The organism is Paraburkholderia hayleyella (assembly GCF_009455685.1).
Classification (GTDB): domain Bacteria; phylum Pseudomonadota; class Gammaproteobacteria; order Burkholderiales; family Burkholderiaceae; genus Paraburkholderia; species Paraburkholderia hayleyella.
Genome location: NZ_QPES01000001.1, coordinates 427,698 through 440,406 on the forward strand (window position 1 = coordinate 427,698; position 12,709 = coordinate 440,406).

Consider the following 12,709-nt stretch of genomic DNA (forward strand, 5'->3'; position numbering starts at 1 on the left):
GGCTCAGTATTTTCTCCACCGTTCGTCAGATTAAATTTTTGAGATTTTTCCGACCTTATAATCGTGCCGCAAAAATGAGCAAGCCAAGGGGCGGCTCGCGTTATTCGGGGAAAGTGGTTAATGAATGTTTACGTGATTCAACAGGTTCGATCGGCGGTGACCGATGATGTGGTTCGGCTATTGGCCAAGGGGCTGGGGCAGCCCCCCCAGGCGACTCATGCCGTGATGATGGCCACGTTGCCCGCGCTGGTCGCCGCGTTGATGAAGCGGAGCGCGATGCCGGAAGGTGCGCGCTCACTGTATGCGCTTTTGCTGGAGCCGCAAGTCAATGCGCGAATCGGCGAGCAACTGCCTCAACTGATTGCGCATACGGCGGGACTGAACCAGTTGGCGTTGGCTGGCAGACAGTTGATCGAGCAGGCGATAGCCATGCGTGTAGACCCTCTGAGCGAAGTCATCGCCAGGCAGACCGGCGCGACATCGCAGGCGACGTATGCGCTAGTCGGCATTTTCGGCGCGATGGTGCTGGGCGTGCTGAAGCATTCTCTGCTTGAGGCTCATGCGGGGAGCGATGCGTTGCCTATGCTGCTGGCGCAGCAGGCACCCGATGTCAGCAGGCAGATGAATGATGATTTGTGTGTGTCGTTGGGACTGGGCGCTGTGGCGAGCTTGAATGGCAGCGTCGTCATGCAGTTGAATGCTACCGCCGCCAGCCTTGCGCAGACTTCGTCTGGCGTGTCAGGTAAGCCGGGTGCGTCAGGTAAGGCTGGCGTGGATAAAGTATCGGTTGTGGGTCCGAAAGCGGGTACGGCAAGAGCATCATCGACGGCTTCGACTAATGGGGCGACGGGTAAGGAAGAGTCTTCACGAGCCGCGTTGTGGGGGCTGTTAATCATCATCATCGTCGTAGCAGCGGTTTTCTATGTGCGTAAGTCTCAGGATGAGCGGCAGAACAGCACCATGACTTCGTTTCATGCTATTCCAGTCGCCCCCGCCGGGACCGGGAACGCTACCAGCGGTACCTCTACTGGGAGCGTTGCTCGTGCTGCCGACGCTTCGCAGTCTGGCGCCGCAGTTGCATCGTGGAATTCCCGAGGCGCGGAGGCGGGTGCTGCCATGAACTGGTCCCAGCCTGACTCATTCGCCCCTGGGAAAGTTGCCGGCGCTACGCCTGGCGCTACGTCTGGCGTCAATGCTGCCCGTGCGGATGGCGCTACGTCTGGCGCCAATGCCACCCGTGCGGATAGCGCTACGTCTGGCGCCAATGCCGCTCGTGCGGATAGCGCTACGTCTGGCGCCAATGCCGCTCGTGCGGATAGCGCTACGCCCGCTGCCAATGCCGCTCGTGCGGATAGCGCTGCGCCCGCTGCCAATGCCGCCCGTGCGGATAGCGCTACGTCTGGCGCCAATGCCGCTCGTGCGGATAGCGCTACGTCTGGCGCCAATGCCACCCGTACAGCTAGCGCTACGCCTGCCGCCAATGCGGCCCGGGCGGTTGGCGCTTCGCAGCCTGGTGCCGCGAATGTGCCGATGCAGCGTTCGATGCTGGTGTTTAGTGTCGATGCTGCTGGCGTGCCTTCGCTGACTGCGCGTCTGGGCAGCGAAGACGAGCGTGCTGCGCTAGCCAAAAAACTGACGAAAAAATTCGGTCAGCATTTTTCAGGCGATTTCGACGTTAATCCCTCGATCGAGTCATCGGACTGGCTTGCTCATCTCGATGCCTTTTTGCCATTGATGACGCAACCCGGCGCGGAACTGTGGCTGGCGGGTAACCAGATAGAACTGAGTGGCAGCGCAACACGCGCCAGCGATAACTGGGTTGGGCGACTGCGCGAGAAGCTGGGTGGGCGCTATAACATCACTATATTTAGCGCTGAGCAAGCCGTGGCGCATGCCTCTGGGCAATTTCAGGCCAAGGTCAAGGCGTTGCTGGCCGAAAATGGGCCATGCGATGCAGCTAGTTTTGCCAAAACGCTGAATATCCAGGTGATTGATTTTTCGTCTGGCAGCACGCACGTTCCGGCATCCGCGGTGGCTAACCTTAAAGCGTCTGCTCAGGCGCTCAAGCGTTGTGCGGCGAGCGGCAAGCGGGTGACGCTCAACGTGGCGGGCTATTCGGATAACGTGGGCACGCCAGCGGACAATCTGCGTTTGTCGCAAATGCGTGCGGCTTCGGTGCGGGCGTTCCTCGTGAGTGAGGGCGTGCCTGCCGGGTCGCTGCATGCGGTGGGTTACGGCCAGATCCATCCCGTGGCGAGCAATGATACGGAAGGTGGCCGTTTCGCTAACCGGCGCATCGAATTTACGGGTAGTCAGTGAAATTAATCAAAGAAGCTATTGATTGATTTATGCGGAGTTTATGCGCTCGGAGTTTTAGGCGGGCGAATAAGCAGAAATAAGCAGAAAAATAAGCAGAAAATAAATGGATGAATAAAAAAGCGAACGACTCGATGCGCTAAACGAAGTCATTTTTTGCGATGGTTCTGGCAGGCTGTCCGGTATTTTGACCGGGCGGCCTGTTTTTTTTAAAGGTTTGATACTGGGCTGAATGCCTGGCCCGGTTTTCACCCCTGATTTGCTACAATCGCGCTTCTTTTCTCCGAGGAGCGTTGCGACGGGGCATCCCGCCAGGCTCGGAGGCATTCAATCGGAAGGGCTGGTGTGCATGCGGAATGCATCGTTGGCTTTACCTGTCGAACGGCGCTCACGTCAAATTCCTAGTTTACAAAGGAGGGCGTGATGAACGCCGTAGCTCAATCTTCCCAAGGTTCACAAGATTTCGTCGTCGCCGACATGGGGTTGGCTGCCTGGGGTCGTAAAGAACTCAATATTGCTGAAACGGAAATGCCGGGCCTCATGCAGGTGCGTGACGAATACAAGTCGCAGCAGCCGCTCAAGGGCGCGCGCGTGGCGGGTTCGTTGCACATGACGATCCAGACGGGTGTGTTGATCGAAACGCTCACGGCGCTGGGCGCTGATGTGCGCTGGGCTTCATGCAATATCTTCTCGACTCAGGATCACGCAGCCGCCGCCATCGCGCAAAGCGGCACGCCGGTTTTTGCCTTCAAGGGCGAATCGCTCGACGAATACTGGGAGTTTTCGCACCGTATTTTCGAATGGCCGAATGGCGAATTCGCCAACATGATCCTCGACGACGGCGGCGATGCCACGTTGCTGCTGATCCTCGGCGCGAAAGCGGAAAAAGATCGCTCCGTGCTGGCCAAGCCCACCAACGAAGAAGAAGTTGCGCTATACAAATCGATCGCCAGCCATCTGGATGCAGATCCGGTGTGGTACTCGACGCGTCTGGCACACATCAAGGGCGTTACCGAAGAAACCACCACGGGCGTGCACCGTCTGTACCAGATGGAAAAAGAAGGTCGTCTGCCATTCCCGGCTTTCAACGTGAACGACTCCGTAACCAAATCGAAGTTCGACAACCTGTATGGCTGCCGCGAATCACTGGTGGATGGCATCAAGCGCGCCACCGACGTGATGATCGCAGGCAAGATCGCCGTGGTGGCAGGCTATGGCGATGTGGGCAAGGGGTGCGCGCAATCGCTGCGTGGCCTGGGCGCTACGGTGTGGGTGACCGAGATCGATCCGATTTGCGCCTTGCAGGCCGCGATGGAAGGCTATCGTGTCGTAACGATGGAATATGCGGCCGACAAGGCCGATATCTTTGTGACGGCAACGGGTAACTTTCATGTGATCGGCCACGATCACATGAAGGCGATGCGCCATAACGCGATTGTTTGCAATATCGGTCACTTCGATTCCGAAATTGATATCGCCTCGACACGCCAGTACCAGTGGGAAAACATCAAGCCGCAAGTCGATCACATTATTTTCCCGGACGGCAAACGCGTGATCTTGCTGGCCGAGGGCCGCCTGGTGAACCTGGGTTGCGCGACGGGCCACCCGTCGTTCGTGATGTCGAATTCGTTCACCAACCAGACGCTCGCGCAAATCGAGCTGTTCACGCGCGGCGAACAGTACGAAAACAAGGTGTACGTGCTGCCCAAGCAACTGGACGAGAAAGTGGCGCGCCTGCATCTGGCACGCATCGGCGCTAATCTGACCGTGTTGTCGGAAGAACAGGCGGGCTATATCGGCGTGGATCGCAATGGTCCGTTCAAGCCGAACCACTATCGTTATTAAACCTTCGATGACGTCATGAAGTAAGACCCGCGCGCGCCTGTTCTGGTTTGTACTGTCTGGTTTGTACTGTCTGGCCCGGGTGTCGCGCGGGGTTGGGTCTGCGGTTTTATTCGACTGCGTTCGCCTGGTGCCAAACGTCTATTTTCATCGGAGGCTTGCATGCCTTATATGCCTTATTTGCTGACCTGGCTGATCAATGCGCTGGCGTTGCTGGCGATTACATACATCGTGCCGTCGATCCACATCCGCAACTTTGGGACCGCGTTGATCGTCGCTATCGTGCTGGGGCTGATCAATTCGTTTTTGCGTCCGCTGCTGCTTATCCTGACGCTGCCGGTGACCGTGCTCACGCTTGGGTTTTTCATTCTGGTAGTGAATGCGCTGTGTTTCTGGCTGTGTGCGTCATTGCTCAAGGGTTTCGAAGTCTCAGGGTTCTGGTCCGCGTTTTTCGGTTCGATCCTGTACAGCATTGTTTCGTGGATGCTGTCCGCGCTGATTCTCGGCAATCGCGGCATCAACTGACGCCGGCGGTTTTTCTTTTGCACACTGTGCCTACCGTGCCCACTGACTCATGAATCCGATCGAACTTTCATTCGAATTTTTCCCGCCGAAAACGCAAGAAGGCATCGAGAAGCTGCGCGTGACACGCGCTCAACTCGCGCGTCTGAACCCCAAGTTTGTTTCGGTCACGTTTGGCGCAGGGGGCTCGACCCAGCAAGGCACGCTCGACACCGTGGTCGAAATGGCCCGCGAGGGCTTGCTGGCGGCACCGCACCTGTCATGCATCGGTTCTTCGAAAGACAGCTTGCGCGCCATTCTTAACGAGTACCGCACGCAGGGCATTCGCCATATCGTCGCGCTGCGCGGTGACCTGCCTTCGGGCATGGGTGAGGTCGGTGAGCTGCGTTACGCCTCCGAGCTGGTGAGTTTTATCCGGACGGAGTTCGGCGACTGGTTCTGGATTGAAGTCGCGGGCTATCCGGAATACCACCCGCAAGCGCGTTCGCCCAGCGATGATATGGCGAACTTTGCCCGCAAGGTCAAAGCGGGCGCGAATTCCGTGATTACCCAGTACTTCTTTAATGCCGACGCGTATTTCCGTTTTGTCGACGATGCCCGCAAGCTGGGCGTCGACGTGCCGATCGTGCCGGGCATTATGCCGATCACCAATTTTTCGCAACTCATGCGCTTTTCCGAAATGTGCGGCGCGGAAGTGCCACGCTGGGTGGCGCGGCGGCTAGAGGGCTTTGGCGATGACCGCGATGCGATTCGCGCGTTTGGTCTCGATGTCGTGACCGGTTTGTGCCAGCGCCTGATCGATGCGGGCGTGCCGGGCTTGCATTTCTACACGCTGAATGGCGCTGCGGCAACGCGCGCCATTTGCGAGCGTCTGGGCGCGGCCACGGCTTGAGCCGGGGCGAAAGGTTGTGGCGTCATGCTGCCTTGGGCGTAGCCTGGGGTGGCATACCTTGAGCACGACGCACGACGTGTTCCTGTCGCGCATTTCAGACGATGGTCCAAGCCACTTCCCTGCCTATTTTCATAGCTGCCCATGTTAGAGCCGCAGCGAATTTCGTCTGCTTGTTGTTGCCGTTTTGGCTCAAGTAATATCGCGCTACGCTGGCGTTAGCCAGTCCGAACCTGGAGGAGGACACATGAAACAAAATAACCGGTTGCGCGCCATGAGGATCACGGCTTTAGGCGCTGCAACAGCCGCATCGCTGTTTGCGGCCAGCCTGGCTCAGGCGCAGATTCCCAACAAGACGCTAGTCTACTGTTCCGAGGGTAGCCCGGCAGGTTTCGATCCGGCGCAATACACCACGGGCACGGATTTCACCGCCAATACGTTCACCGTCTATAACCGTCTGGTTGAGTTCGAGCGAGGCGGCACGAAGGTCGAACCTGGCCTCGCTGAGAAATGGGACATTTCCGCAGATGGCAAAACCTATACCTTCCATTTGCGCCACGGCGTGAAATTTCATACGACGACGTACTTCAAACCGTCACGGGAATTCAATGCGGACGATGTCGTGTTCTCGTTCGAACGCATGCTGGACAGCAACAACGCCTTTCGCCGCGCGTATCCCACGCAGTTTCCGTACTTCACTGACATGGGCCTCGACAAGCTGATCACCAAGGTTGAGAAGGTCGATCCGTACACCATCAAGTTCACGCTCAAGGAAGTCAACGCCCCCTTCATCCAGAATCTGGCGATGGAATACGCGTCGATTCTTTCGGCTGAATATGCCAGCCAGTTGATGAAAGCGGGCAAGGCCGCGGATATCAACCAGAAGCCCATTGGCACCGGTCCGTTTATTTTCCGCAGCTATACCAAGGACGCGACGATCCGCTTCGATGGCAATCCCGATTATTGGAAGCGAGGTGAAGTCAAGCTGTCGAAGCTGATTTTCTCGATTACGCCGGATGCCGGCGTGCGCGTGCAAAAACTCAAGCGCGACGAATGCCAGGTGATGAGCTATCCGCGTCCTGCCGACATCGCGCCACTCAAGGCGGAGCCCAACATCGCCATGCCGTCGCAACCGGGTTTCAATCTCGGTTACCTGTCGTACAACGTGGCGCACAAGCCCGTGGACAAACTCGAAGTGCGTCAGGCGCTGGATATGGCGATCAACAAAAAAGCCATTATCGATTCGGTCTATCAGGGTGCGGGCCAGCCCGCGACCAACCCCATGCCGCCGACACAATGGTCCTACGACAAAAACCTGAAAAGCGCGGCCTACGATCCGGTGAAAGCCAAGGCGCTGCTGGCGAAGGCGGGCTTTCCGAATGGTTTCGATATTTCGCTGTGGGCGATGCCGGTGCAACGCGCCTATAACCCGAACGCGCGCTTGATGGCGGAAATGGTTCAGGCGGACTGGGCCAAAATCGGCGTGCGCGCGAAGATCGTTACCTACGAATGGGGCGAATACATCAAACGCGCTCATGCCGGCGAAGATGACACCATGCTGATTGGCTGGACGGGCGATAACGGCGACCCGGACAACTGGCTGGGTACGTTGCTGAGCTGCGATGCGATGAACGGCAACAACTTCTCGAAGTGGTGTTACAAGCCGTTCGATGCACTGGTGCAAAAGGGCCGGGAAACCGTCGATCAGGCGCAACGCACGAAGTTCTACGTCGATGCGCAGCAGATCTTCGCGCAGCAACTGCCGTTCTCGCCGATTGCGCACTCGACCGTGTATCAGCCGGTCAGCAAGAAAGTCATCGACATGCGCATTGAGCCGCTCGGCTACGCGCGTTTTGATGGCGTTGGGCTGCAATAAAGTGCGCGCATGAAGGGCTGTAGCCTGATTTCGCTGCATTGAAAAATAAAGCGAAGTAGCCCGGCGACTAGGGTCACAAGCTCTAGTCGCCGGTTGCGTTTTTCTTCTTGAGACATGGGAGCGAACGATGTTCCGCTTCGTTTTGCGCCGCATTGGCATGGTGATCCCGACCTTCATCGGCATCACGATATTGGCCTTTGCACTGATTCACCTGATTCCGGGCGATCCCATCGAAGTGATGATGGGCGAGCGCGGCGTCGATCCGGCGATGCATGCCGAAGCGATGCACCGCCTCGGGCTCGACGAGCCGCTGCCCATGCAATACCTGCATTACGTCGGCCACGCGCTGCAAGGCAACCTTGGCGTGTCGATCATCACGAATACCTCCGTCATGGACGAATTTCTCGCGCGCTTTCCCGCGACCGTTGAACTCTCCCTGTGCGCGCTGCTGTTCGCGCTCCTGATCGGCGTGCCGGCCGGGGTGTTCGCTGCCTTGCGACGTGGCACGGTGGTCGATCACAGCGTGATGGGCACGGCTCTCACCGGATATTCGATGCCGATTTTCTGGTGGGGGCTGATCCTCATCATGGTGTTCTCCGCGAAGCTGGGCTGGACTCCGGTATCAGGCCGCATCGCGGTTGAATACGATATTCCACACACCACGGGCTTCATGCTGATCGACGCGTTGATGTCGCATGAAGAAGGCGCGTTCCGCTCGGCGCTAAGCCACCTGATCCTGCCCGCGATCGTGCTGGGCACGATTCCGCTGGCGGTGGTGGCGCGCATGACCCGTTCGGCCATGCTGGAAGTCCTGCGCGAGGATTACATTCGCACGGCGCGGGCCAAGGGCCTGTCACCTGCTCGTGTGGTGGTGGTGCACGCGTTACGGAATGCGCTGATTCCTGTGGTGACAGTGATCGGGCTGCAAGTCGGCACCTTGCTCGCGGGCGCGGTGCTGACCGAGACGCTCTTTTCCTGGCCCGGAATCGGCAAATGGCTGATCGACGCGATTGGCCGCCGTGATTACCCCGTGGTACAAGGCGGCATTCTGATGATCGCCACGCTGGTGATCGTCGTGAACCTGGTCGTTGATTTGCTGTATGGCGTGCTGAACCCGCGCATTCGGCATACGAGGTAACCCGTGAATCTTTCTACATCCATGCCCGTTAGTGGCCGGGGGCTCGCCATCCGCGAGTTCTGGAACAATTTCTCGCGCAACCGCGGCGCTGTGGGGGCGGGCGTGATCGTGCTGCTGCTGGTCGCCGTCGCGCTGAGCGCGCCGCTCATTGCACCGCATAGCCCCATCGAGCAATACCGCGATTTCGTCAAGATTCCGCCGGCCTGGCTGGACGGGGGCAACTGGCAATTCATCCTTGGCACCGACGAAGCCGGGCGCGATATTCTTTCGCGCCTGATGTATGGCGCGCGGCTATCGTTCTGGATTGGTTTCGTTTCGGTGGTGCTGGCGCTGTTGCCGGGCATCGTGCTGGGCCTCATCGCGGCCTTCTTCGAAAAGTGGGCGGACACGCCGATCATGCGCGTGATGGATGTGCTGTTGGCGTTGCCGTCGCTGCTGCTGGCGGTCGCGGTGGTGGCGATCATCGGCCCGGGTTTGCTCAATACGATGTTCGCCATTGCGATCGTGGCGCTGCCAGGCTATGTGCGGCTCACGCGAGCCTCCGCGCTTGGCGAGTTGCAAAAGGAGTATGTGATGGCATCGCGCGTGGCGGGCGCAGGCACGTTGCGGCTGATGTTCTCGCAGGTATTGCCCAACTGCACCGCGCCATTGATCGTGCAGGCCACGCTGGGGTTTTCTTCGGCGATTCTCGATGCGGCAGCGCTGGGTTTTCTTGGCCTGGGCGTGCAGCCACCGGCTGCGGAATGGGGGGCGATGCTGGCCTCGGCACGCGATTACATCGACAGCGCCTGGTGGATCGTGACCATGCCCGGCTTGTCCATCCTGATCTCGGTGCTGGCGATCAACCTGCTGGGTGACGGCTTGCGCGATGCGCTCGATCCCAAACTGAAACGGATGGCCTGACATGGCACCCTCCCCAAACGCATCTCATTTGCGGCGTTCGCTGTCCCCCGAGGGGGCTGGCAGCCAGTTATTGACCATTCGCAATCTGGCGGTAAGTTTCGACGGTTTGCCCGCGGTTGACCGGATCAATCTTGAGGTTGCGCCAGGCGAAGTGGTCGGCGTGGTCGGCGAATCAGGCTCAGGCAAAAGCGTGACGATGATGGCGCTGATGGGCCTGATCGATGCACCGGGCAAGGTGAGCGCCGACGAAGTCACGTTCAATGGCCAGAATTTGCTGAAAGCCTCGGCCAAGGCGCGGCGCAAGATCATCGGCAAAGATATCGCCATGGTGTTTCAGGACGCGCTGACCAGCCTGAACCCGAGCTACACCGTGGGCTACCAGATCAAGGAAGTATTGAAGCTGCATGAAGGCTTGCGCGGCGATGCGCTGCACCGGCGCACGCTGGAGCTGCTCGATCAGGTTGGCATTCCCGATGCGAAGCACCGGATCGATTCGTTTCCGCACCAGATGTCGGGCGGCATGAACCAGCGCGTGATGATCGCCATGGCGGTGGCCTGCAATCCGAAGCTGCTGATTGCGGATGAGCCGACGACGGCGCTCGACGTGACGATCCAGGCGCAGATCATGGCGCTGCTGGTGACGTTACAAAAGGAGCGCGGCATGGCGCTGGTGCTGATTTCGCACGATCTGGCGGTGGTCTCGGAAGTCGCGCAACGCGTCGCGGTGATGTACGCCGGGGAAGTCATCGAAACGAACCGCGTGCCTGCGATTTTCGCCACGCCGCATCATCCGTACACGCAAGCATTGCTGGCGGCGATTCCCGAGCACAACACGGGCGCACGGCGGCTGGCGGCCTTGCCTGGGATGGTGCCAGGGCGCGATGACCGGCCGCCTGGCTGCCTCTTCGCGCCGCGCTGCAAGTACGTCGTGGACGATTGCCTGAAGGCGCGGCCCGCATTGGCCGCGGTACCGGTACCGGTACCGCTATCGGCGGCGGGCCAGGATGAAGCGGCGTTCGCGCGTTGCATCAGGCCGCTTAATTTGCCCGGCGAGGCCCATGTTCACGGAGGCACACAATGAGCGCAGTTCTTGACCTTCCGCACGAAGCGATGACAGGTGAAGCGCCCGTGTTGATCGCTGAACAACTGGTCAAGCATTACACGGTGCGGCGCGGCATGTTCGGGCATGGCACGGTAAAGGCACTCAATGGCGTGTCGTTTTCGCTTGAGCGTGGCAAGACGCTCGCGGTGGTGGGCGAATCGGGCTGCGGCAAGTCCACGCTGGCGCGTCAACTGACGATGATCGAAGCGCCGACAGCCGGGCGCTTGCTGATTGATGGTGCGGATGTCGCGGGGGCGGACCCGAAGCGCATTGCCGCGCTGCGCCGCCGCGTGCAGATGGTGTTTCAGAATCCCTTTGCTTCGCTGAACCCACGCAAGACGGTCGAACAAACGCTGGCCGAACCGCTGGCGATCAACACGGGTGCCAGCGCTAGCGAGCGCAGCGAACGCATCGCGCAGATCATGCGCACGGTGGGGCTGCGGCCTGAGCATGCAAAACGCTATCCACATATGTTCTCGGGTGGGCAGCGACAACGCGTGGCGATTGCGCGGGCGATGATTCTCGAGCCGCATATCGTCGTCGCCGACGAGCCCGTGTCCGCACTCGATGTATCGATTCAGGCACAAATTCTGAACCTGTTCATGGATTTGCAAGAGCAGTTCAAAACCAGCTACGTGTTTATCTCGCACAATCTGTCGGTGGTCGAACACATCGCCGATGAGGTGATGGTGATGTACTTCGGCAGCGTGGTGGAGTTAGGCGAGCGCAAGACGATCTTTGCCCGGCCTCGTCATCCGTATACGCGCGCGCTGATGTCGGCGACGCCGTCGATCTTCGAAGCGGACCGGCGCATACAGATTCGTTTGCAAGGCGAGTTGCCGTCACCGCTCAATCCGCCGTCGGGATGCACGTTTCACCAGCGCTGTCCGTATGTGATCGAGCGCTGCCGTAGCGAAGAACCCCGGCTGCGCGAGGTCGATGGCCGCCAGGTGTCGTGCCATCGCGCCGAGGAGGTGATGGAGGACGGGGATGCCTGAAGCACGGGCGGCGCGGTTGCTTGCGTGCCGCCTGTCTTTGGGCGGCTTGCTGGCCAGTGGCATGCGGCGTGGTGCACGGCTGGCGTCGAGGCTATCGCGTCGTATCGTGCTTGCGTGGCGCAGGCGCTTATTGATACTGGCCAGCGTGTTCTGCGTACTGGCGGTGACGGGGCGCGCAGGCCTGGCAGGTCCGCCACCGCCGCCGTCACCGCCTGCCGCGCTGCCAGGGTTTCATTCTCCGCCCCCTGCATCGCCGGGCACCAGCGCCAGCGGCCCCGTGCGCGTGCAGCCCGCGCACATGCCGTTCTACGTCGCCACACGCGGCACCACCACCCTCTACATACTCGGCACGCTGCATGCCGCCAATCCTTCCGATTACATCCCGCGACAGCTTTTTCGCCGCCCCATTCTGGGCGCGTTGGCGGCGTCGGGCACGCTGGCGCTAGAGCTGTCGCCGGACGATCTGCTGTTGTCCCAGGATGATGTGTCGAAGTACGGTATCTGCCCGCGCGACTGCTTGCCTGAACTGCTTTCCGAGCCGCTCTGGCGCAAGCTGGCCGCGCGTTTGCGCGACAATCCGGCGGCGCTTGCAGCGATTCGCCGGATGCGTCCGTGGCTCGCCTCGCTGGTGGTCGAGACTTACGATTCGATGAGTGCGGGCCTGCAAACCGAGTACGGCACTGAAGCGCAATTGCAAAACGTTTATCTGCGCCTGCACGGCAAGATCATTGGGCTGGAAACGCTGGCCGAGCAAATGCGCGCCTTTACCGGGCTGACGTTGGCACAACAGCGCGAAATGCTGGCGCAAGACCTGGTGCTTACGCCCGCCGAAAATGTGGCCGGCGTGAAGATGCTGCATCGCTTGTGGCGTGTCGGAGATGCGGACGCGATCGCGGCCTGGAATACCGCGAAGTTGGAGCAACTGGCGCGTAACCGGAAACTGGCCGCTGGCGTCGAGAACAAGATTGTATTTGAGCGTAATCGCCGTTTTGTGACGCGGATGCTGCTGCTGGCTGGCCCGAACAAACCGGTTTTCGTGGCGCTTGGCGCGCTGCATCTGGGTGGCCCCAAAGGTGTGCTGCAAGTGCTGCGGCAGCATGGCTTCGTGGTGCAGGCGGCGTGA

10 protein-coding genes and 1 riboswitch are annotated in these 12,709 nt (G+C 59.8%); all 10 genes read left to right on the plus strand.

Translation table 11 applies throughout. The features are described from left to right. Positions 1-120: 120 nt before the first annotated feature. Positions 121-2,319, plus strand: coding sequence for an OmpA family protein (locus GH657_RS01940; protein ID WP_174769848.1), 2,199 nt, complete (start codon positions 121-123; stop codon positions 2,317-2,319). A 276-nt stretch (positions 2,320-2,595) separates the two neighbouring features. Then, positions 2,596-2,713, plus strand: a riboswitch (S-adenosyl-L-homocysteine riboswitch). Between the two features lie 26 nt (positions 2,714-2,739). Next, positions 2,740-4,161: an adenosylhomocysteinase gene (gene ahcY / locus GH657_RS01945; RefSeq protein WP_153099143.1), complete on the plus strand. Its 1,422-nt coding sequence runs from the start codon at positions 2,740-2,742 to the stop codon at positions 4,159-4,161. Between the two features lie 168 nt (positions 4,162-4,329). Beyond that, complete coding sequence (locus tag GH657_RS01950; RefSeq protein WP_153101592.1) at positions 4,330-4,683, plus strand: phage holin family protein; 354 nt, start codon at positions 4,330-4,332, stop codon at positions 4,681-4,683. 49 nt (positions 4,684-4,732) lie between these two features. Then, a complete protein-coding gene (metF, locus tag GH657_RS01955) occupies positions 4,733-5,572 on the plus strand; it encodes a methylenetetrahydrofolate reductase [NAD(P)H] (RefSeq protein WP_153099144.1) in 840 nt (279 codons plus the stop codon). 244 nt (positions 5,573-5,816) lie between these two features. Further along, on the plus strand, positions 5,817-7,445 hold the full coding sequence (locus GH657_RS01960; protein WP_153099145.1) for an ABC transporter substrate-binding protein: 1,629 nt from the start codon (positions 5,817-5,819) through the stop codon (positions 7,443-7,445). A gap of 127 nt (positions 7,446-7,572) precedes the next feature. After that, positions 7,573-8,583 (plus strand): ABC transporter permease subunit, encoded by a 1,011-nt coding sequence (locus GH657_RS01965; protein WP_153099146.1) that lies wholly within the window; start codon positions 7,573-7,575, stop codon positions 8,581-8,583. A gap of 21 nt (positions 8,584-8,604) precedes the next feature. After that, the gene (locus GH657_RS01970) at positions 8,605-9,486 is read left to right on the plus strand and encodes an ABC transporter permease subunit (RefSeq protein WP_153101593.1); all 882 of its coding nucleotides are present in this window, start codon (positions 8,605-8,607) and stop codon (positions 9,484-9,486) included. Position 9,487: 1 nt separating this feature from the next. Continuing rightward, entirely contained in the window at positions 9,488-10,567 is a 1,080-nt protein-coding gene (locus GH657_RS01975; RefSeq protein WP_246173969.1) for an ABC transporter ATP-binding protein, read from the plus strand. Positions 10,568-10,596: 29 nt separating this feature from the next. Continuing rightward, positions 10,597-11,586, plus strand: coding sequence for a peptide ABC transporter ATP-binding protein (locus tag GH657_RS01980; RefSeq protein WP_153101595.1), 990 nt, complete (start codon positions 10,597-10,599; stop codon positions 11,584-11,586). Then, positions 11,579-12,709, plus strand: coding sequence for a TraB/GumN family protein (locus GH657_RS01985; protein ID WP_153099147.1), 1,131 nt, complete (start codon positions 11,579-11,581; stop codon positions 12,707-12,709). The genes GH657_RS01980 and GH657_RS01985 overlap by 8 nt, the downstream gene beginning before the upstream one ends.

Coding starts and splice junctions, on each gene's coding strand:
- GH657_RS01940 (WP_174769848.1), top strand. CDS start 121: ATGAATGTTTACGTGATTCAACAGGTTCGATCGGCGGTGACCGATGAT.
- ahcY (WP_153099143.1), top strand. CDS start 2,740: ATGAACGCCGTAGCTCAATCTTCCCAAGGTTCACAAGATTTCGTCGTC.
- GH657_RS01950 (WP_153101592.1), top strand. CDS start 4,330: ATGCCTTATTTGCTGACCTGGCTGATCAATGCGCTGGCGTTGCTGGCG.
- metF (WP_153099144.1), top strand. CDS start 4,733: ATGAATCCGATCGAACTTTCATTCGAATTTTTCCCGCCGAAAACGCAA.
- GH657_RS01960 (WP_153099145.1), top strand. CDS start 5,817: ATGAAACAAAATAACCGGTTGCGCGCCATGAGGATCACGGCTTTAGGC.
- GH657_RS01965 (WP_153099146.1), top strand. CDS start 7,573: ATGTTCCGCTTCGTTTTGCGCCGCATTGGCATGGTGATCCCGACCTTC.
- GH657_RS01970 (WP_153101593.1), top strand. CDS start 8,605: ATGCCCGTTAGTGGCCGGGGGCTCGCCATCCGCGAGTTCTGGAACAAT.
- GH657_RS01975 (WP_246173969.1), top strand. CDS start 9,488: ATGGCACCCTCCCCAAACGCATCTCATTTGCGGCGTTCGCTGTCCCCC.
- GH657_RS01980 (WP_153101595.1), top strand. CDS start 10,597: ATGACAGGTGAAGCGCCCGTGTTGATCGCTGAACAACTGGTCAAGCAT.
- GH657_RS01985 (WP_153099147.1), top strand. CDS start 11,579: ATGCCTGAAGCACGGGCGGCGCGGTTGCTTGCGTGCCGCCTGTCTTTG.